Below are 24,809 nucleotides of genomic sequence, written 5' to 3'. Positions count from 1 at the left end.
TTATTACAAATAATTAGTCGAGAGGATGTTTAGAGTTCATGCAGTCACCGGTTTGGAGCTTGATCCGTACGAAGCCATATTTTTACATAGTGCTGCTCTGCTTGCTTATGACCGTGGCGGCTTGCAGTTCGGGAGGGAACGGCCCGGACGGCGGGGCAGGGGCAAACGGAACGAAGGCTGCCGACGGTTCGGAGAAGGCGGGCGCGGCAGGCGAGGCCAAGAAGCTGACGCTTCTCTATAATTTCAAGAGCGGCAGCCTCGATCCGCATAACGGAGCGGTGCCGCTGCGGATGGGCGTCACGGAAACGCTCGTGCGCATGGACGAGAAGCTGGAGGTGAAGCCGTGGCTTGCGACGAAGTGGACGGCGAAGGACGAGCGGACCTGGGTGTTTACGATCGAGGACGGCGTCACGTTCCAGGACGGGACGAAGCTGGATGCGGCGGCGGTCAAAGCGTCGTTCGAGCGCGGCATTGCCGCCAGCAAGTCGCTGGCCTCCGCACTGAAGATCGCTTCGATGGAAGCGAGCGGCCAGGAGCTGACGGTCGTGACGACCGAGCCTTCGCCGTCGTTCCCGTCCGAATTGGTCAATCCGTCTGCAGCCGTCGTTAGCGTGGAAGCGGAGAAGAAGATGGGCAAGGATGCGTTCAACCTTGCCCCCGTAGGAACGGGGCCGTTTCAAGTGAAGCAGTTTAAGCCGAATATCGAGATTGCGCTGGAGCGGTACGACGGCTATTGGGACGGCAAGGCCAAGCTAAACGAGGTGACCGTGAAATTCAACGAGGACGCCAACGTCAGGGTGCTTGCGCTCCAGTCCGGAGAAGCGGATATCGCATACCATATTCCGGCGGAATCTGTCGTCTCGCTCGAAAAGGACAGCCGGCTTCGGGTGGAGTCTGTAGCGGGTCTGCGCGTTCACTTCCTGCTGTATAACCAGAAGAAACCGCTGATGCAGGATCTGAAAGTAAGAAAAGCGCTCGATCTGCTGCTTAACCGCGAAAGCGTGGCGAAGGACGTCATGCTCGGACATGCCGTCCCGGCCAACGGGCCGTTCAATTCGAGCCTGCCCTTCGGAAGCAAGGACCCGGTACAAAAGCCGGACCCGGCCGGGGCCAAAAAGCTGCTGGAGGAAGCGGGCTTCAAGGCAGGAGCGGACGGGAAGCTGGCGAAGGACGGGCAGCCACTTACGCTGGAGCTTATCACGTATAAAGGCCGTCCGGAACTGCCGCTGATCGCCCAATTGCTTCAATCGGACGCGGCGGCGGCCGGCGTGACAATGAATATCAAAACGGTCGAGAACGTGGATACGTATTTGCGCGAGAACAAGGATTGGGACTTGGCGACGTACAGCAATTCAACGGCTCCCCGCGGGGATGGGGGCTTCTTCTTGAATTCCGCCTTCATGCCTGGCGGGGCGCTTAATGCGGCAGGTCTAGACTCTCCCGACCTGACGGAGGTTATCGGCCGGTTGAATGCCGAAGGCGACATCGGGAAGCGGGTTCAGCTCACGCAGGAGGCGGTGAACGTCATTAAGCGGGAGCTTCCGCAGTCCTATGCCGTTTACCCCAATATTGTCGTGGGCGTCAACAAGCGGGTGTCCAATTGGAAGCCAGGGGCTGAGGAGTACTATATCGTGACGAATCAAATGGATGTGAAGTAAAAATGCTCCTATGGAAGCTGGTCAGGACGCGCTTGCTGCAATTGATATTCGTGCTGCTCCTGTTGTCCTTCGTGACGTTTGCCTTGATGAAGCTGGCACCGGGCGATCCGGTGCTGTCCATTCTGAACTCGGACGAACTGTCCGTGACGAAAGCCGACGAAGCCCGGCTGCGCGAGGAGCTCGGTTTCGACCGGCCGCTCTACGAGCAGTACGGCCGGTGGATGCTGAATCTGCTGCGGCTCGATCTCGGCCATTCCTATATCAAAGGAAACCCGGTGCTCGACGAGATCGTGCAGCGGCTGCCGACGACCGTTCAATTGACCGCGGGCGGTCTCGCCGTCATGGTGCTGATCGCCGCGCCGCTTGGCTTGCTTGCAGCCCGGTATCCTGGCCGCTGGCCGGACCAAGCCGGGCGGATTCTTGCGCTCATCGGCGCTTCCGTCCCCAGCTTCTGGATGGGGCTGCTGCTGATTTACGCCTTTGCGTTCAAGCTGCAATGGCTGCCGTCGATGGGCAAGGGAGGCTTCGCGTATCAGATTTTGCCTTCGATCACGCTTGGCTTTTCCATGGCCGCGGTGTATGCTCGGCTGCTTCGCGCGGGGCTGCTCGAAAGCTTGTCGCAGGAGTACATCCGGGCAGCGCGGGCGAGAGGGATCGCGGAGTGGAGGATTATGGGCAACCATGCGATGCGCGCAGCGCTTATGCCGGTCGTCACCGTATTCGGCATGAGCATCGGCAACCTGCTGACCGGGTCGGTCGTCATTGAGATGCTGTTCTCGTGGCCCGGGCTCGGAAGCATGGCGGTCGAGGCTATTTTTCAACGCGATTATCCGGTCATTCAAGGGTACGTTCTGCTGACGGGGGCTTTTGTCGTTCTGGTGAATCTGCTGGTCGATCTGACCTACACCTTTCTTGACCCCCGAATCCGCTACGGAAAGGCAGGGCTGACATGAACACGGCACCTACAACCTTGGCTTCCCACCGTTTTACGGCCCGGAGAAGCGCATGGCAGCGTATGCTGCGCGATCCGATGACCGCCGTGGGCATCGGACTGCTGGGCGTACTTCTTTTGATTATTTTATTGGGCCCCTATATCGTGCCGAACGATCCGCTTACCGTGAAGATGGCGGAGCGGCTGAAGCCGGCCAGCCTGCAGTATCCGCTGGGGACGGACCATTTGGGGCGCTGCATTTTTTCGAGGCTCGTCGCCGGGGCCCGGACAACCCTTGGCTTTACGGGGCTCGTTGTCCTGACGGTGGCGCTGATCGGGTTACCGCTGGGGCTGTGGTCCGGGTATGTCGGAGGACGTGTCGACGCGCTGCTGATGCGGCTGGTGGACGGGATGGGTGCTTTGCCCGAGTTTATTTTGGCGATTGCCCTGACCGGCTTTCTAGGCCCAAGCTTGAGCAATCTGATGCTGTCCGTCGTGCTGGTCAAATGGACGGGTTACGCCCGCGTTGTCCGCAGCATCGTCCTGTCCGAACGGGAGAAAGAGTATGTGCTTGCGGCGCGTGTCGGGGGAAGCGGCATATGGAAGGTGATCGGTCTGCATTTGCTGCCGCACGTGGTTTCCCCGGTTCTCGTGCTGGCTGCGCTGGATGTCGGCAAAATCATTTTGACCGTTTCTTCGTTGTCCTATCTGGGGCTTGGCGCGCAGCCTCCCGCACCCGAGTGGGGGGCGATGCTGAACGACGGGCGGACATATTTCCAAACGGCGCCGGAGCTGATGATCTACCCGGGCATGGCGATTTTGCTGGTGGTCGTTGCGTGCAACTTGATCGGCGAAGGGCTTCGGGATCTGCTGGATATTCGGAGCCAATAAGAAGCGAAAGGGGAGAGGAAAGCATGAAGGGATGGGCTGCGAACGATGTGCGGGAGCGTACCCTTATTGCACAGAATGAATGGGCGGACGGCGCCGGAAAGCCTTCAGAGCCGGTGCTGGAGCTGGAGCGCTTGACCGTCCATGCCGTGCGGGGAAAAGCGAGGCAGCCGCTGGTTCGCGATCTGAGTCTCGCCATCCGGCCGGGGGAGATGCTGGCCCTGGTCGGGGAAAGCGGCAGCGGCAAGAGCGTAACGGCGGACGCCGTGCTGGGGCTTCTGCCGAGCTCTCTTCGTATCGGTGAGGGTGGAATCCGGTTTCGGGGCGAAGAGATTTCGGCGTGGCCGGACAAGCGAAAGCGGCAGCTTCGCGGCAAAGAAATGGCTCTCGTATTCCAGGATTACCAAGGGAGCTTCACGCCGTTCATGAAGGTGGGCAAGCAGCTTATTGAGGCGGTGCGAAGCCACGTTCGGATAACTTACGACGAAGCGAAGGAGCTTGTGCTGCATTGGCTGAATGAGGTTGATCTGCCTGCGGAGCGCGTCTTCGGCAGCTATCCATTCCAGCTCAGCGGCGGACAACGCCAGCGTGCGGCGCTTGCGGCGGCGATGCTGCTGCAGCCAAAGCTGCTGATTGCCGACGAGCCGACGACGGCACTGGACGTGCTGACCGGGGAGCGGGTGCTCGATCTGATGACGAAGCTGCGGCGGCAGACGGGCTGCGCGATTCTGTTCATCTCGCACGATCTGAGGCTTGTGCTGAAGCGGGCCGATATCGTTGCCGTCATGCAGGGAGGGCGTATCGTCGAGTGTGGGCGGGCCGACACGATACGCTACCGGGCGGTGCATCCTTACACGCGGCTGCTGCTTGAGTCGCGTCCGCTTCTGCTGCGAAATCCCGGCACCGGCCGGTCCGCAGAGCCGGATAAGCCATTGCAGCTCGTACCTTGAAGGAACAGGAGTGGATCGGGTGAATCGTCTGTTGGACGTTCGTCAGCTTAGCAAAACGTTTGTTCAAAACGGGAGCGCGGTAACGGCCGTGCAGGACATTTCGTTCGACATCGGGGAGGGCGAATGCCTCGGTCTGGTTGGAGAAAGCGGCAGTGGCAAAAGCACGCTGGCCCGTATTCTGCTTGCGCTGGAGCGGCCGGACCGCGGGGAGATTACCTTAGCCGGACGCTCCTTGCTCATTCTAAAGGGCAGCGCGCTGCGCGAAGTCCGTCAGCATATGCAGGTCGTCTTCCAGGACCCGACGGCGTCGCTCAATCAGCGTCTGCCCATTTGGCGGTCGGTCATCGAGCCGCTGGATAACTTTCCCCAAGTTACGCCGTCTTTTCTGACGGAGGCGCGACATTCCCGCCGAGCGGCAGCAGCCCGCCTGCTTGAGATGGTGGGCTTGTCCACGGATTTTCTGGACCGGTATCCGCACGAGATGAGCGGGGGACAGCGCCAGCGCGCAGCGATCGCCAGGGGAATCAGCCTCGGCCCGAAGCTGCTGATTTGCGACGAGCCGACTTCCAGCCTGGATGTGTCGGTGCAGGCGCAAATCTTGCGGCTGCTGAAAACGATGCAAAAGCAGCTCGGCATGGCCTGCTTGTTCATCTCCCACGACATCGCCGCCGTTCAGTCCGTGAGCGACCGCATCATCGTTATGAAGGGCGGCCGGATCGTGGACCGGTTCGCAAGCGGTCAGTTCATGGACGCAGATCGCGACGAATATACGAGGCGGCTGGTGGATGCGGTGAGCGAATAAAAAAAAGAACCCCGAGATTACGGGGTTCCGCAGTGTATTGAAAAAACCAAGAATTAGAAAATCTCAGACAAATAGAGGTGGGATATATCCCATAAGAGTTTACGTCCGCCTTTGAGACCCGTGAAAATACCGCTAATTTTAATCAAGTTCACGGGTTTCAAGAGCGGCTGGAGGGATATATCCCACCGGCGTATGCAGAGAGTTTTCTACACGAAGCGGGTTTCTCAACAAGCACAGAACCCCGAGATTACGGGGTTCCATGCGATTTAAGGACAAGCCGCTTCACGAAAGTAATATCCGGCTCGAACCATCGTTTGGCGTGGGTTTCGACCCATGGCTGCGACAGCAACCAGACGATGCCGAAACCGGCGATAATCGTCAGCCCTTGGCTCCAAGGGGTTTGCAGGTAGACGTAAATCCCTGCCGCAAGCAGCGATTTCAGAATGAAGGCATGGAGCAGAAAGACGTACCCCGTCCGTTTCCCCCAATCCGTGATCCGGCCGGCCGCCCAGGGCACCAAGCTCAAAAAAGCGATCGAAGCGGCAGCCTGCACCCCGTACATCCCCAAGCGATATATTCCGGCGTACCATTCCGGATGACCGGCCTCTGCGTAGGTGAAGCTGCCGTACAGCCAGCGCGGATCGATTCGTCCGCCCAGCCAGAAGAAGCAAATGACGGCTATGCCGAGAAGGACAACAGGCGTACGCAGCCGTTTGACTATAGTTTCCCAATGCTGCGGCAGGAAGTATCCCGCCAGGAAGAACGGAAAGTACACCAATGTCCGCGATACGCTGAGCCAAGCTCCGGGCCAAGGGAGGTAACCGACGGCGATGCCGAGCAGCAGCGAGACAATCAGTGGATGGCGCATATGAACGAATGCTCGCAGCAGCAGCCTCCAGCAAAAGTGGCTGAGCAGGAACCAGAGCAGCGAGTAGGGCATGAAGAACGAATGAATTACGCCTTTGGCTTGAAAGAAGATGATATCCGCCAAGCTGTACAGCGTCTGGAACAACACATATTGATACGCAATCGTGCAGAGCCCATCGATTCCGGACCGATCGAGACGGAAGCTTTTGGCAAAGTAGCCCATCGCCAGAGCGAACATCGGAATATGGAACGAGTAGATCGTCTCGTAAAGGGCGAACAACGGCGAGCTCCGATCGATCATCGGCTCGATGATGTTGGCTGTGACGACGCAAGCGATAAGTAAAAATTTCATATTAAGCGCATAAGTGTTAAGCGATGGTGCGGAAGCCTTTCCCACGGGAAGTCACCTCTATTGTATACTGTGCTGTCTGCCGGCTCTCTCGCCGCTTTGGAGCGGCTGCTGCCGGCTCCTCGTCTTGAGCATACCTCTTTCGATGCGCCGGAGCAGTGAGAAGGATCACGGGCGGTTGGTGATTAAAATCACAGACATTTCGCAGTCGCAGGAATTCAATTCGAGTGACGATGCCAAGCTTCACCAAATCTTCATCCGATCCTCATCTTCTCTTCATGAAAGAAGGTCAGGGCGATGCTACAATCAGATTATGAATTTAGACCTAATCTAAATATAAAATATGAGGAGGAATCATCCATGAATGAACAATTAACGGTATTGCTGAACAACCAAATCGCCAACTGGTCGGTCCTGTACGTCAAGCTGCATAATTACCACTGGTATGTCAAAGGCCCTCAATTTTTTACGCTGCATACGAAATTCGAGGAGCTGTATACGGAAGCGGCGCTGCATGTGGATGCGCTGGCCGAACGGCTGTTGGCATTGGGCGGCAAGCCGGTCGCGACGATGAGCGGAAGCCTCCGGCTCGCCTCGATTCGCGAGGCGGAAGGCGAGGAGACGGCGGAGCAGATGGTGGCGGCGCTGGTGAACGATTTTACTCTGATCATCGGGGAGCTTAAAACAGGAATGAAATACGCCGAGTCCATACAGGACGAAACGACGGGAGATCTGCTGTTGGCCGTTCATTCGAGTCTGGAAAAGCACGTCTGGATGCTGAATGCGTTTTTGGGCAACTAATTCTAGTGGTAGGATCAAATATCGCAGTACTGCGGCTCTGTCTGCCGGTGCGCGGCTTGGACAATCGGCTTGCTTCTATCGTATGATGAAGTCATACATATGGAAGAAGCTGTATTGGAGGAGATCAGAACGATGAAGCCGCGTTCCAAAAAGATAGGGTACTTGCTCGCCGGAACGGCTCTTGCCGCCGCTTGTGTGGTACTGGTCGCATACGGCGGCGAGCCGCCTGCATGGCTGCTTACGTCCGGGAAGGGCGCTGCGCCGGAGGCTGCCGAAAAACAAGCCCCGGTCCGCCGCGAAATTCTCGATTTTCATATGACCGATCTGGATAAAGGCTGGATTCGTTATACGGACGGCACAAGCGGCGTGACGGAGGACGGAGGCGCCCATTGGACGGAGCAAGCTTCGGGCCTTCCGGAGGCAGCAGCATCCGGTACGAACGGGCCAAGCGCTTCGACACCCGATGGCACAACACTCACAACGATTGCCTACCAAGCCAAGGATTACCCGGTGAAGCAGTCGCAATTTGTCACCGACCGGGTCGGCTGGGCTCTTCTCTCGGCCGGAACGGAGCTGGCCAATCCGCTGCTGGTAACGACGGACGGGGGACAAACCTGGCATGCCGAAGTGACGCCTGCGGTGAAGGATGCGCTGCAGGAAGAAAAGCAGCGTCAGCAGCGGATTAGCCGGGAGGCGGCTTTGTACGCTTCTCCCGAGCAAGCCAAGAAGGCGATGAATACCGCATGGACGCTCCTACCGGATACGGCGAGTCCCGGCGACATTGTGCTGGTGCGGCACGATCAGCCCGGCGAAGTCTCTTGGCAAGGGAAGACATACGAGCTGCGGCCGTTCGAGGCCGGGTATTTCACTTACCTTCCGGTGCCGATGAAGACCAAGCCAGGTTCGTATCCGATCGGCGATCAGACGCTGAAGATCAAGGATAAAAAGTTCGAGACCCAGCACCTTAAGGTATCGAAGCAGATGGAAAGCATGCGTCAGGATACGAAACGAATCGAAGCCGATCAGAAAAAAATCGACGCCGCACGGAGCAAGTCGGAGCCCGCGTTCCTGTTCTCCGACTCCTTTATTCAGCCGATCGAAGGAATATTGACGACGCCGTTCGGTCATACCCGCTATGTGAACGGCAAGTTTGCCAGCTCCCATACGGCCATTGACTTGGCGGCCAAAGAAGGCACCCCGATTAAAGCGGCGAATGATGGCATCGTAGCGCTGGCGGACAATTTCTATTTGACGGGCAATACGATCTATATCGATCATGGAATGAATCTGTTTTCTCAATACGCGCATTTGTCGAAGCTTCAGGTGAAAACGGGGGACCGGGTGAAACGGGGCGATATTATCGGGTTGGTGGGCTCGACCGGATTCTCGACGGGACCGCACCTGCATTTTACGTTCTGGGCGCACAACGTTCCGGTCAACCCGAATCTGTTCTTTAATGCGACTCCGTTTCAATGGCTGAAGCAGGAGCCCCAATCGCGTTAAGCAGGCAAGTCCGCTGCTTTCCGAAAAAGTCCGGTGAATAGCACCGTAGCTATGCGCCGGACTCGCAAAGCAGCTGTTCGTGGCCGAATTGCTTCCGCAATATGTCGGAGGCCGCGTCATTCTATCACTTTCTTATATACTATAGGTTATGAATTACATAGATTAACATATATTATTATTTATTCATCAACCATTGTAGAATAAACCTTATCAAAATAAAGACAAGTGGAAAGGGGGAGTCAGAGTGGAAACGACAGCTAAACATCAAACAGGAGAGAAAGTGATTCGTATCCTCGTTTTCACACTGGTTATCTCTGTCATGAGCGCAACGATGTTCAACATCGTGCTGCCGCAGATTGGGGCGGAGTTCCGGCTAACGCTTGCGCAAGTCAGCTGGGTCTCTTCGGTCTATATGCTGATTTACGCGATCGGCTCGGTCACCTACGGGAAGCTAGCCGATAAGTATAAGCTCAAAAATTTGCTAACGTTCGGGTTAATCTTCTTCGCGATAGGTTCCCTGATCGGGTTAGCTGCGCAAACGTATTGGATGGTGCTCCTCGGCCGGATTTTGCAGGCCGCCGGGGCTTCGGTCGTGCCTGCAACGGCCATGATCATCCCGATTCGCTACTTCCCGCCGGAGACGCGCGGCCGCGCGATGGGCATTGTGGCTGCCGGGCTGGCGCTCGGCGGAGCGCTCGGGCCGACAACCTCCGCTTTGATCGTCAGTGTCGTTCATTGGCGCTGGCTGTTCCTACTGCCGATCTTGGCGCTGCTTACGCTCCCGTTCTACCGCAAGTATCTTGACGACGAACCGGGCAAGGCCGGGAAAATCGATTGGCTGGGCGGAGGCCTGCTGGCTATAACGGTAGCGCTGGTGCTTCTGTCCGTGACGAACGAAGCTTGGCTTCTTGCAGGCTGCGCATTGCTTACGCTAGCATTGTTTATCGCACGTATTCGCTCCGCGGCGGAACCGTTCGTTCAACCCCGGCTGTTCCGCAATAAAAGCTACTCTTATGGGCTTGCGATCGCTTTTGTAGTGAACGGGGTCGGGTATTCGCTTGCCTTTTTGAGCCCGCAGCTTTTATCCCTCGTCAACGGTCTGGCTCCGGGATTGGTTGGCTTCAGCATGGTTCCGGCTGCCATCGCGTCGGCGCTTCTGGGCAGAACAGGCGGCAAGCTGGCGGACGATAAAGGCAATCCGTTTCTGTACTTCACGGCCTCGGCGCTGCTGATCGCGTGCTTTGTCCTGCTATCGACCTTTGCTGGAATTTCACCGATCGCCATTGCCATTTTCCTGATCTTAGGCAACGTTGGGCAGACGTTCATGGTCGTGGCTTTGTCGAATACGATTTCCCGGACGCTGCCTAAGGACCAGACCGGCGTGGGGATGGGGCTGCTTTCGCTGCTGAACTTTATCTCCGGCGCACTCGCCGCCGGTCTGTACAGCAAGTTGGTCGATCACGGCTCCGCGTTTCAATGGAATCCGGCGAACATATCGTTGAATCATAACGCATTCGTATTCAGCAATATTTATACGGTGCTCGCGATTCTGCATCTCGCGACGCTGGCCTTCTACTTTTTTCAGTTCGGCAAAGTCGTTCGGAAAAGCCGTGTCGTAGAAGGCTGAACGAACGGACTGCTATAGTACACGCAAGACCTTGTGGTGTTCAAGGCTGGCTTCGGAGCTCCGGCGAGACGAATTGAATATCGCGGACATCGGCGTCCGCGGCGGCGAAGTCGAGCAATCCGCGACCTTCCTCGGCCAAGGCTTCGCAGTCTTCCCCGGATAGCGGCTCGAAGGGCTCGATGACCAGCGTGACGGTACGGCGCCGGCGCACGATCTTCCATATCCCCCGGACAAAACCATCGACGAGGATGGTGGCCCGAACGATGCCGTTCTCGGTGCAAACAAGGGGGCGGTACTCGTCAGTCAGGATGCGCGTTCGATCGGCATAGGACAAGAGCATGTTATCGAACTCGCCCAAAAAGCGGGGCGGCGCCGGGGTATCCGGACCGGGGAGCGGTGCGCCCGGCATATCGAACAGCTCGCTGCCGTCCTCGCTCTTGTAAACGGATAGGCGCGGCCGGAGCCGGTCGATCGCTTCGCGCAGCCGGGTTAAACCCGACCACACCTGCATGTCTTTGACCGTGGCCGGTCCGAATGCCGCAAGGTACCGGAGAAGCGTCTCCTCCAGCGATGGAGCCGAGGCTAACGATTGCCCCAGCCAAGCTTCCGCAGAGGTGTGGGCGGCTTGACCGCCGTCGCCCCAGATGCCGCGCGGCGGAACTTGCACGAGCGGCACCAAGGCGCGTACGGCGTTGGCGAGCGCGGCGGGATCGCGGTCCGGCCACTGCTCGCGCAGCAGCTTGCCAAGCTCGCCGAGTGTCCGAGGCTGTTCCTCGACCAGTATCCGGCCGGCCGCCGCGACCGCTTCAAGATCCAGCCCCGTCAGACGTCGTCCGAAGCTGCCGCTGAGACCGCGTTCGTAGACGGATTGCATCAAGGGACGCAAAATCAGGCTATCGCGGGCGGTAACCAGATGAATGGTGGACCGCATCAGCGCGATGCGAACCGCGCGCCGGTCCAGAAGTAAGCGGGACAGATCGTCCTGACGGAACCCGCGCAGCCGCGTCCACAGCCCGAAATAGGGCGGGTTGGGCGCTTGAGCCTGCATGCCGACCAGATGCTCCAGCACGTCGGCAACCGGCATGTCCGCGCGTTGCAGCAGCAGCTGGCGCGCGAGCAGAGCGCGGTTCAAGGCGCGGGCTCCGAGCACGACGGGACGGGAGGTTCCCCTGAGGGGGCCGGTTGCGGCAATCGGCCGCGGTTGTGTTTGCATGAGACGAAGACCTCCTTTAACAGTGCCGGTATGGTTTAACTATTCCCTATGTCCTATGATACATCGGTAATCCTGACAGCATCATGTCCGTATTGAAATGGCTAACTAAACGAAAAACGCCCCCTCTGGACATCGTTCGAGCAGCTCGAACAACTCCAGGGAGGCGCCTAAAGACAAAGCGTCGTCGGACACCGATCCGATTTTCAAAACCGTCCCGACCTGAAAATCGACAGCAGCAGCCATAGAAACATCAGCGAGGCAACGGAGAAGCCGATTTCAATGACGGGAAAATTCCACAGGAAGGTCGATTGTCTGCCAAGCGACGAACCGATAATAAGACCGACCATAATAATGCTGAAAGCGAGCAGGACGATGCTGAACGATAGCTGGTTGCTGATGCGGTCCATTTTTCGCATCAAGGCATCCAGCTCGGCGATCGATATTTCAAAGCGCAGCCTGCCTTTCTTCACCATTCCGAGCAGCTCGCGCAGCTTCACCGGCGTCTCCGTCAGCAGGGTGGCGGCCTCGCTTACCTGATGCCACACGCTGTCGGCCACGTTGCGGGGACTGAATCTTTCGGCGAACAGCTTTCGTCCGAACGGTTCGGCGATGCTGATGACGCTGAACGTCGGGTCCAGCGAAGTGACGACGCCTTCGAGCGTCAGCAGCGCTTTGCCGAGGAGCGTCAGGTCGGCGGGAATGCGCACGCGGTGTTCGTAGGCGACGGCGAGCAGGTCGTTGACCGATTCGCCCAGCTTGACGCGGCTGAGCGGCACGTCGTAATATTTCTCCCGCAGCTCGTCCACATCTGCGCGCAAGGAGTCCATGTCGACATCGTCGGGAATGATGCCGATGCCTTCAATCGCCTTGATGACGCCGTCGGTGCTGTTGCGCCGCAGGGCAATGACAAGCGAGCCGAAATGATATTTCATCATTGGGGTAAGACGCCCGACCATGCCGAAATCGATCAGTCCGATCACCCCGCCCGGGAGGACGATAATGTTGCCCGGATGAGGATCGGCATGAAAGAAGCCTTCCACAAAAATTTGCTGAAAGATGATTCGGGCAATCGTTTCGGCGAGCTTTTTCGGTTCATACCCCAGCTCTTGCAGACGCTCCCTTTCGGTAGGCTTTATGCCTTCCAGATACTCCATGGTCAGCACGTTGCGGCTCGAATAATCCCAATAAATCGCCGGTATACATACATCCGAATCGCGCTCGAACGGCTTCGCCATCCGCTGTGCGCTGCGGCCTTCGTTCGTGTAATCCAGCTCGGCGCGCAGCGACTGGGACAGCTCGTACACCATGTCGCGTACCTGATATTTGGCCGCCCAGTCGAGCCGGTGCTCGGCCAGGCGGGCCAAATCGTCCAAAATTTCAAGATCCGTTTCAACAATGGAACGAATGTTCGGGCGCTGAATTTTGACGGCGACCGGCTCACCCGTATGCAGGCGGGCGAGATGGACCTGCCCGATGGAAGCCGCGGCGATCGGCGTCTCTTGAAATTCCGCGAACAGCTCCTCAAAGGGCTCGCCGAACTCGCTTTCCAGAACTTCGCGCACTTGCTCGAAAGGGAAGGGCGGAACCCGGTCCTGCAGCTTGACGAGCTCGTCGATAATATGAGCGGGCAGCAGGTCGGGACGCGTGCTGGCGATTTGGCCGATTTTGACGAAGGTCGGGCCAAGCTCCTCCAGAAACGTCCGAATGCGTTCGCCGATGGTGCGCGACCGGGCCTCCCGCCGTTCATTTAAGCCGATGCGCGTCCCCGCAAGCAGATCGGGCAGTCCAAGCTCTTTGACGAGGAAGCCGAGCCCGTTGCGGGCGAATGCTTTGGCAATGTCGCGGTACCTCTGCAGGTGCCGGATTTTCCGTCCGAGACTCATGAGCTTGCGGGAGGTAACGTTTGGTCGGCTTCGTGCTGCTTGCCTTCCAGATCGGCCACGCGGCGCTCAAGCTCCCCGATGCGCTGGGTCAGCCGGACGTAGTCGTCCTTGGTCGTCAAGTTCATCTCATGAAGCGCCTGACGCATATAGTCGCGCATCTTCTCTTCCAGCGTGGATTGGGCTTCCTCCCCTTTGCGCACCAAGTCATCCACGAACTGCTGCGACTCGGCTTTGTTCAGCTCGCCTTTTTTGACCAGCTCGTCGACGAATTTCTCCGCCTGCTCTTTGCTGACCACGGCAAAGCCCAGCCCCATCGAAACCGCTTTTCCCAACAAATCTCTAATCATCTCTGTCCCTCCTGTTCGTGTCCGTATAGGGTGATTTTATCATAGCGTGCGGCAAACACCAAAACGGAAGCCCGGCGCGGTCCCCGTCCGAATAAAATGTGCCGATGAGCACGGATTATCAAAAAAAGCAGGGGATTTTGTTGTACAATACATTCCATGACAGGATGGCTGGAGGTTTGGTAAGCGAATGGATTATTTCAAAAGAATTCAAGGCGCGATACAGTTTATCGAAGACCGCCTTCAGGAGGAGCTGGACATTACGGTCATAGCGTCGGCGGCTTGTTTTTCGGCTTTTCATTTTCAACGGCTGTTTCAAGCTATCTCGGGATTTTCCGTGCACCAATACATTCGGAGACGGAGACTGTCCGAAGCCGCGGTTTTATTGAAGGAAACGAGCAGAAGCGTTCTCGACATCGCAGTAGCGTTTCAATACGGCTCGCAAGAAGCGTTCACAAGGGCGTTCGAGAGTCAATTCGGCATCACTCCGGCGAAATACCAGAAGGAATCCGTCCCGCTTCGCTTGCAGTGCAAGGTGAATTTTCTCGATTATCAACAACATGCAAAAGGGGAATTAAACATGAACCGGCCTGAGATTATCGATCTGGACGCGATCCGGATCATCGGCTACGAATACCGGACAACGCTGCAGGAGGAGCAATACTTTGAAGAAATTCCGCGCTGTTACCGTGAGTTCGGGAGCAACGGTTTATATCTGAAGATTCCGGGTAGAGCGGCCCCGGAGATGGCCTACGGGATCGCCTGCAAGTTTCAGGATGACGGCCGATTTTCGTTCTTGGTTGGAGAAGAAGTGCACGAATTTACGGACGATTTGGAGCCGGGATTCGTCTGTTATGACATTCCAAAGGGGAAATACGCGGCATTTCGGGTGGACGGATCGGCGCAAGATACGAGAAAATACATATACGGCACTTGGCTGCCGAATTCGAATTACGATCGGCGGGAGGGGCCGGATTTTGAGGTGACCGATGTGCTCAAGTCGTCGTATCCGGACGCAATAAGCATGATTATATATATTCCTATCGAATAAGTGGGATAAGAAGCTGCAATCCCGGCAGCTTCTTTTTTTTATGGGCAGCGGCACAATTGCTTAACGTCAACGGTCGATTTTTGACCAAAGATCAGCTACAATAGTCAAGTCATTCCGAATTGAAGTCGTGAAGGAGAGTTACCGTTGACGTTATCCCATGAACGCGGCTTGGAATCCCCGTTCCAGCTCCGGCATTATCTTACGCTGATTACCGTAGTCATTATCGCCGGGATGAACCAGGGACTTCTGCTGCCGCTGCTTACTCTGCTGCTTGACAAGACGGGGGTCTCGACCGGGGTGAACGGCTTGAATGCGGCCGCTCTGTACATCGGGACCTTTGCCACGATGTTTTGGATTGAGAAGCCCGTTCGTCGTTTCGGCTACAAGCCGGTGATCGTCGGAGGCATCCTGATCGTGCTTGTCACGCTGATCTTATTTCCATTATTTCCTAATTTCTGGGTCTGGCTTCTGCTTAGGTTTCTGGTAGGCGTGGGAGACAGCGGTCTGCATTATTCGACCCAGCTGTGGATCGTTTCCCGCTCTCCGGCGGATAAGCGAGGCCGGTACATCTCGCTCTACGGGATGGCTTACGGGGCAGGATTCAGCCTGGGACCGCTTGGCATTAACCTGCTGCCCTACGGGATGTGGGCGCCTTTTCTGGCGACAATGCTGTGCACGGTCGTATCGCTGCTGTTCGTAAGCCGGCTGCCTAATGCGCTCCCGGAAACGGTAAAAAGGGAGCAGGGGGCGCAAGCCGTCACCACCTATCCTGCCGTGTTCCGGCTGGCCTGGTACGCTCTGCTTACCTCGTTCCTGTACGGGTACATGGAATCGTCCATGAACAGCAATTTTCCCGCTTATGGCTTGCGCATCGGCATGTCCGACGCCTGGATATCGCTGCTGCTGCCGGTCATCGGAATCGGTTCTCTGATCCTCCAGCTGCCGCTTGGCATATGGAGCGACAGGTGGGGCCGCAAGCCGATCCTGATGACGGCAGGCCTGATTGGCGGGGCCGCCTTTGCAGCCGTTCCGTTCGCCGCGCAGGGGAATCTGCTGCTGGTGCTGATTCTGTTCGGCCTGGCCGGCGGGCTCGTCGGCTCGTTCTTTACGCTGGGACTTGCTTATGCGGCCGATGTGGTGCCGAAAGCCGTGCTGCCGCGCACGAACGTCATCGCCTCCGTGCTGTTCAGCATGGGGAGCATCACCGGGCCGAATATCGGCGGCTTCAGCATGCAGTATTTCTCCGTCCACAGCATGTTTTATTGGCTTGGCGGCGCGTATGTCTTATTTGCGCTGCTCGGACTATGGTTCCGGCCGAAGGCTACCTGAGTCAAGCAGACAATCAAGGAGGGCCGCACAATGCGGCTCTATTTTGCATGCAAGTGCGAGTTGCCTTAATTTAGACATAAATATAGCTCTTGCGAGTCATTTTGAGACGATTAAACTGGGTTATAGTTAAATTAAATAACATTACCAAAGGATGATTCGCAAGATGACATAATGTTCCATGTCCGCACGGTGCTCGTTCCGTTATACTTGAGGTATTCCACAACGGCAGATAAGAACCAACGGAGAGGGTGGAATGGAATGAAAATCAATAAAAAGAAGTTCGTTTTCTTGGCGGCAGCTTTCGGTATATTGTGCATCGGGGCCATTCTTGTTGCATTTATTCAAGACGATTCGAGTTCGGTCGATCCTTTGATCGCTGAAAAAGCGGCGGGTTACCAGGTCGCGACCGTCCAGGTAAAAGAAGACGGCTTCGAGCCCAAACAAATCGAGCTTCAAGCGGGCGTGCCGGCGAAAATCAACTTCAAGAAATCGACGCGATTTACTTGCATCAAGAGCATGATCTCCAAAGATCTGGGAATCATCGATGCTCCATTGGCAGCCGGCAACAATATTGTCGCCTTACCCGAAATGAAGCCCGGTACATATCGCTATCATTGCGGAATGTATATGTTTGACGGCGTCATTACGGTGAAATAAAAACGACGCGGGAAGAAGCGGCGGTCGTCTCCTGATATTTTGTCGGGGGAGGGCCGCCGATTTTTTGTGTTTTGTTTGCGGTTATTCCAGTTTCCGGAAGGTTCATAGTAGGTTTGTATCGAAATACATTGGATAGTAGATCCTTTAAGGAAGGTGATTCGAAATGAATACAACGACAGCATCAACCGAAAGCTTTAGGAACATCATCGAGGTATCCGGCGAAGGAACGGTTGCCGCGGCTCCGGACCGGGCGCTGATTACGCTCGGGGTAGTGACGGAGAAGGCGAATCTGAGCGAAGCGCAGACTGAAAATGCCGGAGCGGTGTCAGGCATCCTCCAATCGCTGTACCAGCTGGGAGTTCCGAAGGAGAAGGTGCAGACGGTCCAATACGGCATCGAGATCCAATATAACTACAAGGATGGGGTGCAAACGTTCCGCGGCTACAAAGTCACCCATCTTCTGCGAGTGACGGCGGATAAGATCGAGCAAACGGGAGCTATCGTGGATACGGCGGTTCGTCATGGAGCGAACACCGTATCCGGCATCCAGTTTACTTCGGCTCATCCGGAGGCTTATTACCATCAGGCGTTGACGATGGCGGTCCACAGTAGCCGGCAGAAGGCGGCGACCTTCGCCAAAGCGATGGGCGTAGCGCTTCATCCTACTCCGGTGCGGATTCAAGAGGTGTCGCATGGCATCGAACCGCAGCCGTACCAGATGGCGACTTTTGCTGCTGCGGCCTCTACGCCCATCCAACCAGGGGAGCTGAACATTTCCGCTGCCGTCAAAGCTTTTTATTCTTATTCTTGACGATTCCCTGGATCGAATGAAAAAGTAGACGTCAATCCCGCGAAGTCTCCGGCCATGCTTGCCAGCGGCTTCCAATTCTCCGTTGCCGTTTTATAATTTCCCGCATAGGCGGAGGAATCCACTTGCACGCGCTCCACGATTCCAAGCACAAGATGATCCCCGCCTACGGGAATAATTCGATCCAGCTTCAGCTCGAACGCAATCGGCGCTTCAAATACGGCCGGTACAGCGATGCTCTTGCTAAGCTGCGGCGTAACTCCCGCAAGCTCGAACTCGTTACGCTGCGGCTCGACATTAGCGGACGAACGCTGCATCGCTTCACCCAGAGGCTCGGAAACCATATTAATGACATACTCTCCGACCTCGCGAATATTGGTCAGTGTATCCTTGACCGTACCTTCCCGTTCGCCTACGCCCGGTCCGATGGAAATCAGCAGCGTGGGCGGATTGCGGGAAGCGACTGTAAAAAAACTAAAAGGCGCCAAATTAAGAACGCCGTCCTTGCTTTTGGACGAAATCCACGCAATGGGTCTCGGTACAACCGAACCGATCATCAGCTTGTACATTTCCTGCTCCGTTAAATCGCTCCTATGAAACGCGAGCGCATCATGCCCCGGCATCGTCATCATCCTTTCCTTGTTGTCCGGCATCGTCCGCATCGGTTTACACCGTCCTACCGGAGAGTTACAATTTAGTTCGGTCCCCATACAACCTGAACTCCTATGGCGGCCGCCGGACGCGGTACCCTTAAGTATAATCGCGTGCCGGATAATAAATAGTACGCACTTTAAAGTTAGTACTTACCTTAAGGAGAGGAACGCCGATGCCTGAACGGACCGAAACCGCGGAACTAAGTAACAACCAAACACCGTTTGACTATACCTTGTCCATTATTGGCGGAAAGTGGAAAATGAAAATCATGTATCAACTAGCCTGTCAAAAGGTTACGCGCTACGGAGAGCTCAAGAGGCGAATTCCTGAAATTACGCATAAGGTGTTAAGCTCCCAGTTGAACGAGTTGGAAAGCAGCGGTATCGTTAACAGGGAAGAGTACCGGCAAACGCCTCCGAAGGTGGAATATTCGTTAACTCCAAGAGGAACAACCTTGATGCCCATTCTGGAGGAGATGTGCAAATGGGGAGTGGAGAATCAATTGCCGTTGAAATGAACGCACCGACCAAGTACAATGAGACTTGATGATAATCATTCTCACTGGATAATTGGAAGAAGGTGCGTTTTTTGACACCGAACGTCGTGGTAGCCAACATACACGATTATTTTGACCGGATCGCCGAATTGGTTCATGGAACGGTACGTACCCGAAGCTGGGAGCAGCAGCTTTCCCCACCGCCTCATATCGGAAAGGGGAAGATTACCCGGATGCAGATTCGTCCGGGAATGGAGATCGTTGTTTCGGATATGACGTGAAGCTTCGCATTATGGAAGCATGCCGGCTGTTCGAGCTCAGCTACTGCGTAAGCGGTGAAATTTACTGCGAATGGAACGGCAAAGAAAATTTGATGGGGAGCCGGACGGGCAACGTTCTGTTCCTGGAAAATACGCAAGTATACGAGGAAATGAAAGCGGGTCTTCGGCTGCAGTTGCTGGAGGTGCGTTTCCGATTGTCGATCTGTCCATTTTCCAACTGCCTTCGTTCAGAGTCGGCATAATCACGGTAACGGTGTTCTATAGCGGCATGTTTCTTTACCCTGAGCTATTTTCTGCAATACGGCCTGCGTTATAGCGTCCAATCTACGAATCTGGTTTTTCTGCCGATCGGCGCCGGTTTTTTCTTGAGCTCCCTGGTATCGTCCGGAATCGTCAGGAGATGGGGAGGGACCGTGCTGAAAATAGGCGCGATGGTCATAGCGATCTGCAGCTTTGCGCTCATTGGATCGCTGCACGCCGATGTTGCGGATCTGCTAACCATGCCGAATGTGGTGATCCTGCTCGTGTACGGTCTCGGTCTCGGTTTGGCCGGTACGCCGCTTGTCAATGTCGCGCTCAGCGAAGTGCCTGCGAAAAATGCAGGCACCGGATCGGGCTCGTTCACGACCTTTACTAATTTGGCCTATTCGCTGGGGGTTGCGCTGATCGGCATTTTGTTCTCGGCCGTGCTGGGTAAGCCGTTGGCAGCGGCGCATCTGCCGGATTATATACGGGCATTCTCCGTCTCTCTACCCGCTACCGGAAGCCTTGCGCTTTTGCCGCGTTTATTTGCCTGTGCTTTCTGCCCAAGCGGAAGGTGTGAGAGGAGGTCGCCGCCTAAGCCAAACAAACAAGCCTTCGAAACCGTAGGGTCCGAGGGCTTGTTTTGTTTTGCATGGACAGGGGGCGTTTAAGGCTGCGATTCGTCGAGTTTCATATGGTACATCGTGCGGTCGCCCATCGACCAATAGGGGAAATAGAGCTGGTCTTCGGCGATATATAACGCCGTTGCCCGCGCTTCGGCCAGCGCTTGACGCCCGGTGCCGTCCAGCTGGATACGCTCCATGGAAGCGTACCCTGAGACCCCGAAGCTGCCGCTGACATAGTAAACCCAACCGTCCCGGTAATTCAGTCCGAAAATCGGAGTCCTCGCGGGTTCGTGCAGGGGAATATCGACGGAGCCATCAGCGCTCATTTTGCGCAACTGCTTGCCGTCCTTCACATAATAGATCCATCCGTCAATGATACTGAATTCCGTCACATTATCCCGCAGCTCTGTTTTTCCCGATCCGTCGTTCCCCATGACGTAAAGCTTCTTTTTCTCTCCTTCGCTGGTCAAATAATAGAGGCGTTCGCCTTGCAGAAAAAAACACTTGATGTGGTCTATACTGGAAAGTAGCGTCTGTTTCTCCGAACCGTCCGTTCTCATCCGCTCAATGCCGCCCGGAGTGTAGGAGGGGGCGTTATCGTTACCGCTGCGTTCGGCAAGGCGAAGGTAATACATCCATCCGTCCCGGACCCACAGACGGCTGGCATTCGTTTGAGAGACAAGCGACCGGTCCGTGCCGTCGGTTTTGATTTTGTAGATGGCGTTTGGCTTGGAAGGCTCGGATGCGATGTAATACAGCCAATCACCAACTACATTAATGGAGTTGACTTTATCGTCCGAAAGCTTGGTCTGACTTGCGCCGTCCGGCTTGGTTTTGACCAACTGGTGCGCTCCCTCCGACCAGTGGTACGGATTCATGTACACCCAGCCGTCTTTAACGGCAAGCTGACCGCCGCTCGCTAGGTTTAACGCCTCCGCTTGAGCTTGAGTGCGCCCCTCCTCGTCAGGTCTGGTGCACGATTGGATGGCAAAGCCGCGCACAACGTCCCAAGAAGTTTTCCAGTTGAACTCCTCGTAAGCAAATCTCCAGGTCATCGGGAAATAAGCGATGTTGCGGTACAGCAATACAGGATAAGGTTCGTCCGCATTAACGATCGTTTTGCCGTTAACCTTCACGGGAAAAGGAGCGGGGACGGCAGCTTGCGAACCGCTGCTGTCGGCGTTGGACTCTGCGGTTAGATCTTGTGCCAGAGGAGCGCAGCCGTCTTTTTTATCCAGAGACAGCCCGTTCTCCTTGCTCCATGAAACGGCCAAGCCCAGGGAAGACGTGTAATTCCAGGTCATCGGGAAATAGGTGATGTCACGGTACAGCAGCAGCGGGTATTGACTATGCATTTGGTCCGTAACCGTGCCATTAACGGTCACCGGGAACACAGGAAATGTTGCTTGAACTTCCGACGAAGCTGCCGCCCAGGAAACGGAAGCCGGCCAAACAAGCATTAGGCTTATGGCTGCCGCAGCGGTCGCGGTCCAAGCTTTCAAAATTCGAGGCATGATCAAAACTCCTTTTCCGGCTAAGGCTTCGGACAAGTTTTGCGGTGCTTGAAGGAAAAAGCTGACATTGTTTTTAACGCCGTTACCGCCCGTTTGTTGCGCGTATTTGTAAAGGGATTAAAATTAACCGGCAGTTGTTACATGTAGATTTACTCGCTAAATCATCGTTGATATGGCCGAGTAGTCTTTGTATCGCAGAAAGTTCTACACCGGCTTCAGCCATTAAGTTAGTGTACGTATGTCTGAGCGAGTGAGGTGTGAGGGATGATGGAAGCTTTGCATTCTGCAAGATTTTTTTCATATATAATTCAACACGAAGAATAGTTTCTGGGTAGCCTGGAATTTCTCGAGAATTTACGAAAACGAACTCTTCTTTGGTGAAAAAGCGATCTGCGACCGACATCCTATATTTTTTTCTCCACGCTTCTTGCATTTTCAATACACTTGTCAGCAGCTAAAAGTGGCTGAAAAGCAAGCCCTTTGCTGGCTAGCTACATCTGAAACATCAACGGTTGACGACATACAGCTGATATTTAATGAGGTTATCGAGCTTAGAGGAAATGGCCAGATAACGGCGAGCTCGAACAAAGAGGTAGGGGTAATCCCGGAGACTATCTTTTACCAGAAGCATCACACTGGAAATTTTGTTGTGAGGTACGGGGGACAAGAAATTATTGTTTTGAAAGATGCTTTTTCGAAAATCACCGGCGTCAGTCCCGAGGCAACATTGGGAAGTGTAGAAGCCGATCGCATGCAGCTGAAAAAACTTGACTTCAATGTGGGAGGGAAATGAGTAATGTGGAATATCGGCGACAAGGTTAAATGGGGCAGCCAGGCAGAAGGTAGTGAAAAGGAGAAGCGCGGTACTGTGCATGCGATCGTGCCAGCCGGCTCGTATGCTCGGCGCTATTTGCCGGAAGGCCTGGCCCAATCTCAAAAGAAATTTGATACTAACCACGCAGAATATACCCGGTATATCATCGCTGTTCCCCGGGGCGGAAAATCACGGAAGGTGGACTATTACTGCCCGCGCGCGAACCAGCTGCAGGTTGATGATTCTCCAGAGAGCGAGGGAAACCGAACATGAAAGCACTAATTACGGTGACGATCACCAAAGAGGTAGAGCTCGATCCGCAGGATTACGGCACAGAATCGCCGGAAGATATGCTACAGATGGAAATGCAATTCGCGGGTAATCTGCTACATGAGTGGATCGGTGTGGGTGAACCTAATGTCTTAGTGGAAGGCGTTTTGAAGACTAAAGAATAGAATAGGCTATGATCCCGAAGAATGCATAGCCTGAAAAACTTGCACTATAAAATTTCTGTTCACCTTCCCGAAGGAGGTAGACTCAACACTCGGGACAGCCGATCGTAATTGTTACACACAATGTCGTGCACTGGTAGAACATAGTTGTTCCTTGAGGATGAGTGACGGAAGATTTCACTTTCAGTACTTGAACGTCTAAATCAAAATCGTCGTTTGTCATTACAGCACCAACTTTGTTTTCCATTACAGTACCTCCTTTCTTTAAGATGATTATATCATCCTATATTTACAAATAAAAGAAATAAATGGTTATATCTTGAACATCCGGCCAATACGCTGAAAACGAATCGGCATTGTCTCTTCACGGCTTTGCAAAGTTGGCTCGGGGAGAGGTATCCCAAGAGAAAGGGTGAGAGCATATGAATCCAATAGCCCGGCGGAAAATACGGCAGCATATGCAAAGCTGCTCAGACAAAACATTCTGGGACAATATGAATTTCATCCATAATCAAGCATATCAACTCGCGATTAAGCATGTACACGAGGCAATGGAGTGCATGCCAGGAATAACCAAGAAGCAGGTCGAGGCAGTGATGCAAAAAACTGTTGAGATCCGGGAGAACTGGGATGGCTTGCACGAAATCGAGGTCGAAGCGAGTATCGATCGGATCATTACCGGGCAGCATTAGCATAAAAGGTAAGACTGACAGCGGAGGTGCAAAGGATGAGCCTGCATGACTTACTGCTCGATTACCGCAAGGCGAAAAAGGATCTCATATCTTTGTACAATAGAACGGTGGATAAAGAAGACCGCTCGTTGATTTCGGATATGATCAGAGATTGCGAGTTCGTGGAATAGTGGCTTGAGACCGGCCGTATGCCGGGGAATCGAAGGGGTATTGATCGGCGCTGAGTATACCAGCGAACAAAGGTATGGGAACCTTCCTGGATGGAGCAACTGATTACCAAGCCAGCGGGGCTGGATCGGGAGCTGACCGAAGACGAGCGCTTCAAGCTTAACGATGCAATGTGCAATCTATCCGAACGGGAACGGCAATGCTTTGTTCTGCATATTGCCTTCCGGTTCTCAATAAGGCAGATTGCAGAGGAGTTGGATTTAAAGAAGAGGACCGTTCAAACGAACATCGAGCGGGCCAAGCAGAAGATTGAAGAAAATAAATTGAGCAGCCTATTCCTTGTGGGGTAGGTTGATTTTTATTATTTAATGAAGGAGTTTAGAACTATATGTCGAAGTGGATTAATGGGAAAAACGAACTAATAGAAAAGGGAGAATGGAAGATGAAAGAAAGACTTAAGGGCATTCTTATCGGTTCTGCACTTACCACTATGTTAATGGGGTCTGTAGCGTATGCTGCGAATGGAACGCAAATCGAAGTTTATTTCAAAAATCTTAAATATATGATTGATGGTACACAAAAGGTACCAACTGAAGGTCAGGGTTTTATTTATGAAGGAACCACCTATGTACCATTAAGATTTATAGGAGAAGCGTTGGGGAAAGAAGTAAACTGGGATGGAAGCACCGAAACGATCTGGGTCGGGAAAAAAGACGGAGAATTCAAATACTTAACTTCCATTGAGTATGCTCGTATTGATGGTGATACTTCATGGGTTTATTTTGATAAAATAGGAGATCAAAAATTCAAAATTGCGAGTAATCCTTACCAGAAAGGTTTAGGTGCAAAAACAGGTACATATAAATCTGAAAAAAAGACTTCCATTTCGTATAACTTGAATGGTAAGTATACAAAATTGTCTGGATTCTTGGGAATTGATGATAGCACGAAAAACAGCGCTGCAACTGGCAACGTGCGTTTTATTGGAGATGGGAAGGAGCTCAAAGGATTCAATAATTTAAAGGGCGGAAATAACCCGATAGCTGCAGAAATCGATGTAACCAATGTTTTAAAACTTGAAATAGTTTTTGAAAACGAGGGCACCTGGCCAGGAAATGAATACTTGAATTTCATTTTAGCTGATGCTAAGTTACAATAATCCAAATTCATTTTACACGGCAGCCAAAAACTCTATTTTTTGTAGTACG

32 protein-coding genes are annotated in these 24,809 nt (G+C 54.4%); 24 read left to right on the top strand and 8 right to left on the bottom strand.

The window, feature by feature from the left end:
• The first annotated feature begins 38 nt into the window (after positions 1-38).
• The 5 genes from nikA to ET33_RS02200 are packed head-to-tail and all read left to right on the top strand — an operon-like array spanning position 39 to position 5,229.
• The gene (gene nikA, locus ET33_RS02220) at positions 39-1,658 is read left to right on the top strand and encodes a nickel ABC transporter substrate-binding protein (protein WP_036675781.1); all 1,620 of its coding nucleotides are present in this window, start codon (positions 39-41) and stop codon (positions 1,656-1,658) included.
• A gap of 2 nt (positions 1,659-1,660) precedes the next feature.
• Positions 1,661-2,611, top strand: a complete 951-nt coding sequence (gene nikB, locus ET33_RS02215; RefSeq protein ID WP_036675778.1) for a nickel ABC transporter permease — start codon at positions 1,661-1,663, stop codon at positions 2,609-2,611.
• Positions 2,608-3,480, top strand: coding sequence for a nickel transporter permease (gene nikC / locus ET33_RS02210; RefSeq protein WP_036675775.1), 873 nt, complete (start codon positions 2,608-2,610; stop codon positions 3,478-3,480). Before nikB ends, nikC begins: the two co-directional genes overlap by 4 nt.
• Positions 3,481-3,503: 23 nt before the next feature.
• Positions 3,504-4,427: an ATP-binding cassette domain-containing protein gene (locus ET33_RS02205; protein ID WP_081890168.1), complete on the top strand. Its 924-nt coding sequence runs from the start codon at positions 3,504-3,506 to the stop codon at positions 4,425-4,427.
• Positions 4,428-4,446: 19 nt separating this feature from the next.
• Positions 4,447-5,229 carry an ABC transporter ATP-binding protein gene (locus ET33_RS02200; protein ID WP_036675773.1) on the top strand — a complete coding sequence of 261 codons (783 nt, stop codon included), beginning with the start codon at positions 4,447-4,449 and terminating at the stop codon, positions 5,227-5,229.
• Positions 5,230-5,476: 247 nt separating this feature from the next.
• Here ET33_RS02200 and ET33_RS02195 read toward each other — a convergent pair whose 3' ends face one another.
• On the bottom strand, positions 5,477-6,493 hold the full coding sequence (locus tag ET33_RS02195; RefSeq protein WP_036675770.1) for an acyltransferase family protein: 1,017 nt from the start codon (positions 6,491-6,493) through the stop codon (positions 5,477-5,479).
• 312 nt (positions 6,494-6,805) lie between these two features.
• Between ET33_RS02195 and ET33_RS02190 the strand changes: the two genes are divergently transcribed.
• From ET33_RS02190 to ET33_RS02180, 3 genes are all read left to right on the top strand, one after another.
• Positions 6,806-7,246: a Dps family protein gene (locus tag ET33_RS02190; protein WP_036675768.1), complete on the top strand. Its 441-nt coding sequence runs from the start codon at positions 6,806-6,808 to the stop codon at positions 7,244-7,246.
• A 132-nt stretch (positions 7,247-7,378) separates the two neighbouring features.
• Positions 7,379-8,749: a peptidoglycan DD-metalloendopeptidase family protein gene (locus tag ET33_RS40395; protein ID WP_327204049.1), complete on the top strand. Its 1,371-nt coding sequence runs from the start codon at positions 7,379-7,381 to the stop codon at positions 8,747-8,749.
• A gap of 244 nt (positions 8,750-8,993) precedes the next feature.
• A complete protein-coding gene (locus tag ET33_RS02180) occupies positions 8,994-10,376 on the top strand; it encodes an MFS transporter (RefSeq protein ID WP_036675765.1) in 1,383 nt (460 codons plus the stop codon).
• Positions 10,377-10,416: 40 nt separating this feature from the next.
• Here the strand turns inward: ET33_RS02180 and ET33_RS02175 are convergent, their stop codons facing one another.
• Positions 10,417-11,424, bottom strand: a complete 1,008-nt coding sequence (locus tag ET33_RS02175) for a winged helix DNA-binding domain-containing protein (protein ID WP_235206627.1) — start codon at positions 11,422-11,424, stop codon at positions 10,417-10,419.
• Between ET33_RS02175 and ET33_RS39615 the strand changes: the two genes are divergently transcribed.
• Positions 11,413-11,628 carry a hypothetical protein gene (locus ET33_RS39615; RefSeq protein WP_235206628.1) on the top strand — a complete coding sequence of 72 codons (216 nt, stop codon included), beginning with the start codon at positions 11,413-11,415 and terminating at the stop codon, positions 11,626-11,628. The genes ET33_RS02175 and ET33_RS39615 overlap by 12 nt on opposite strands.
• Before the next feature lie 164 nt (positions 11,629-11,792).
• On the opposite strand, the gene ET33_RS02170 is transcribed toward ET33_RS39615, so the two are convergent.
• Positions 11,793-13,472: an ABC1 kinase family protein gene (locus ET33_RS02170; protein WP_036675763.1), complete on the bottom strand. Its 1,680-nt coding sequence runs from the start codon at positions 13,470-13,472 to the stop codon at positions 11,793-11,795.
• On the bottom strand, positions 13,469-13,819 hold the full coding sequence (locus ET33_RS02165) for a phasin family protein (RefSeq protein WP_063761610.1): 351 nt from the start codon (positions 13,817-13,819) through the stop codon (positions 13,469-13,471). Before ET33_RS02165 ends, ET33_RS02170 begins: the two co-directional genes overlap by 4 nt.
• Before the next feature lie 187 nt (positions 13,820-14,006).
• Between ET33_RS02165 and ET33_RS02160 the strand changes: the two genes are divergently transcribed.
• From ET33_RS02160 to ET33_RS02145, 4 genes are all read left to right on the top strand, one after another.
• Positions 14,007-14,867, top strand: a complete 861-nt coding sequence (locus ET33_RS02160) for an AraC family transcriptional regulator (RefSeq protein WP_036675761.1) — start codon at positions 14,007-14,009, stop codon at positions 14,865-14,867.
• Between the two features lie 144 nt (positions 14,868-15,011).
• Positions 15,012-16,196 carry an MFS transporter gene (locus tag ET33_RS02155; protein ID WP_036675759.1) on the top strand — a complete coding sequence of 395 codons (1,185 nt, stop codon included), beginning with the start codon at positions 15,012-15,014 and terminating at the stop codon, positions 16,194-16,196.
• A gap of 258 nt (positions 16,197-16,454) precedes the next feature.
• Positions 16,455-16,853 carry a cupredoxin domain-containing protein gene (locus tag ET33_RS02150; protein ID WP_036675757.1) on the top strand — a complete coding sequence of 133 codons (399 nt, stop codon included), beginning with the start codon at positions 16,455-16,457 and terminating at the stop codon, positions 16,851-16,853.
• A 163-nt stretch (positions 16,854-17,016) separates the two neighbouring features.
• Positions 17,017-17,664, top strand: a complete 648-nt coding sequence (locus ET33_RS02145; protein ID WP_036675755.1) for an SIMPL domain-containing protein — start codon at positions 17,017-17,019, stop codon at positions 17,662-17,664.
• Here ET33_RS02145 and ET33_RS02140 read toward each other — a convergent pair.
• Positions 17,655-18,323, bottom strand: a complete 669-nt coding sequence (locus ET33_RS02140) for a flavin reductase family protein (RefSeq protein WP_235206622.1) — start codon at positions 18,321-18,323, stop codon at positions 17,655-17,657. The genes ET33_RS02145 and ET33_RS02140 overlap by 10 nt on opposite strands.
• A 164-nt stretch (positions 18,324-18,487) precedes the next feature.
• On the opposite strand from ET33_RS02140, the gene ET33_RS02135 reads away from it, so the two are divergent.
• From ET33_RS02135 to ET33_RS37185, 4 genes are all read left to right on the top strand, one after another.
• The gene (locus ET33_RS02135) at positions 18,488-18,832 is read left to right on the top strand and encodes a winged helix-turn-helix transcriptional regulator (protein WP_036675752.1); all 345 of its coding nucleotides are present in this window, start codon (positions 18,488-18,490) and stop codon (positions 18,830-18,832) included.
• A gap of 71 nt (positions 18,833-18,903) precedes the next feature.
• The gene (locus ET33_RS39455) at positions 18,904-19,092 is read left to right on the top strand and encodes a hypothetical protein (RefSeq protein WP_051775051.1); all 189 of its coding nucleotides are present in this window, start codon (positions 18,904-18,906) and stop codon (positions 19,090-19,092) included.
• A complete protein-coding gene (locus tag ET33_RS39450; RefSeq protein WP_051775050.1) occupies positions 19,089-19,334 on the top strand; it encodes a hypothetical protein in 246 nt (81 codons plus the stop codon). The genes ET33_RS39455 and ET33_RS39450 overlap by 4 nt, the downstream gene beginning before the upstream one ends.
• A gap of 18 nt (positions 19,335-19,352) precedes the next feature.
• A complete protein-coding gene (locus ET33_RS37185) occupies positions 19,353-20,006 on the top strand; it encodes an MFS transporter (protein ID WP_327204050.1) in 654 nt (217 codons plus the stop codon).
• Here the strand turns inward: ET33_RS37185 and ET33_RS02120 are convergent.
• Together ET33_RS02120 and ET33_RS40560 are read right to left on the bottom strand one after the other, a co-directional pair.
• Positions 20,003-21,475: a DUF5050 domain-containing protein gene (locus ET33_RS02120; RefSeq protein ID WP_036675750.1), complete on the bottom strand. Its 1,473-nt coding sequence runs from the start codon at positions 21,473-21,475 to the stop codon at positions 20,003-20,005. The genes ET33_RS37185 and ET33_RS02120 overlap by 4 nt on opposite strands.
• Positions 21,476-21,557: 82 nt before the next feature.
• Positions 21,558-21,878 carry a tyrosine-type recombinase/integrase gene (locus tag ET33_RS40560; protein ID WP_407668070.1) on the bottom strand — a complete coding sequence of 107 codons (321 nt, stop codon included), beginning with the start codon at positions 21,876-21,878 and terminating at the stop codon, positions 21,558-21,560.
• 57 nt (positions 21,879-21,935) lie between these two features.
• Here ET33_RS40560 and ET33_RS39610 point away from each other — a divergent pair, with 57 nt between their 5' ends.
• Genes ET33_RS39610 through ET33_RS02105 form a run of 3 tightly spaced genes read left to right on the top strand, consistent with a single transcriptional unit; the run spans position 21,936 to position 22,744 of the window.
• On the top strand, positions 21,936-22,268 hold the full coding sequence (locus ET33_RS39610) for a hypothetical protein (protein WP_235206621.1): 333 nt from the start codon (positions 21,936-21,938) through the stop codon (positions 22,266-22,268).
• A gap of 3 nt (positions 22,269-22,271) precedes the next feature.
• Positions 22,272-22,562 (top strand): hypothetical protein, encoded by a 291-nt coding sequence (locus ET33_RS02110; RefSeq protein ID WP_036675747.1) that lies wholly within the window; start codon positions 22,272-22,274, stop codon positions 22,560-22,562.
• Positions 22,559-22,744: a hypothetical protein gene (locus ET33_RS02105; protein ID WP_036675744.1), complete on the top strand. Its 186-nt coding sequence runs from the start codon at positions 22,559-22,561 to the stop codon at positions 22,742-22,744. The genes ET33_RS02110 and ET33_RS02105 overlap by 4 nt, the downstream gene beginning before the upstream one ends.
• A gap of 82 nt (positions 22,745-22,826) precedes the next feature.
• On the opposite strand, the gene ET33_RS38855 is transcribed toward ET33_RS02105, so the two are convergent.
• Positions 22,827-22,988 carry an FDLD family class I lanthipeptide gene (locus tag ET33_RS38855; RefSeq protein WP_161783518.1) on the bottom strand — a complete coding sequence of 54 codons (162 nt, stop codon included), beginning with the start codon at positions 22,986-22,988 and terminating at the stop codon, positions 22,827-22,829.
• Positions 22,989-23,301: 313 nt separating this feature from the next.
• Here ET33_RS38855 and ET33_RS40215 point away from each other — a divergent pair, with 313 nt between their 5' ends.
• The 4 genes from ET33_RS40215 (at position 23,302) to ET33_RS36160 (ending at position 24,760) form a co-directional block, all read left to right on the top strand.
• A complete protein-coding gene (locus ET33_RS40215) occupies positions 23,302-23,433 on the top strand; it encodes a hypothetical protein (RefSeq protein ID WP_268808306.1) in 132 nt (43 codons plus the stop codon).
• Positions 23,434-23,468: 35 nt separating this feature from the next.
• The gene (locus ET33_RS40210) at positions 23,469-23,603 is read left to right on the top strand and encodes a hypothetical protein (RefSeq protein ID WP_268808305.1); all 135 of its coding nucleotides are present in this window, start codon (positions 23,469-23,471) and stop codon (positions 23,601-23,603) included.
• Positions 23,604-23,693: 90 nt separating this feature from the next.
• Positions 23,694-23,951: a sigma factor-like helix-turn-helix DNA-binding protein gene (locus ET33_RS36165; protein ID WP_051775049.1), complete on the top strand. Its 258-nt coding sequence runs from the start codon at positions 23,694-23,696 to the stop codon at positions 23,949-23,951.
• Between the two features lie 38 nt (positions 23,952-23,989).
• Positions 23,990-24,760, top strand: a complete 771-nt coding sequence (locus tag ET33_RS36160) for an NPCBM/NEW2 domain-containing protein (protein ID WP_051775048.1) — start codon at positions 23,990-23,992, stop codon at positions 24,758-24,760.
• Positions 24,761-24,809 lie beyond the last annotated feature (49 nt).

Origin of the sequence: Paenibacillus tyrphae (assembly GCF_000722545.1) — a bacterium.
GTDB classification, from domain to species: Bacteria; Bacillota; Bacilli; order Paenibacillales; family NBRC-103111; genus Paenibacillus_G; species Paenibacillus_G tyrfis.
The sequence above is the reverse complement of the archived record's forward strand: the minus strand, read 5'-3'. Positions and strand labels throughout refer to the sequence as shown.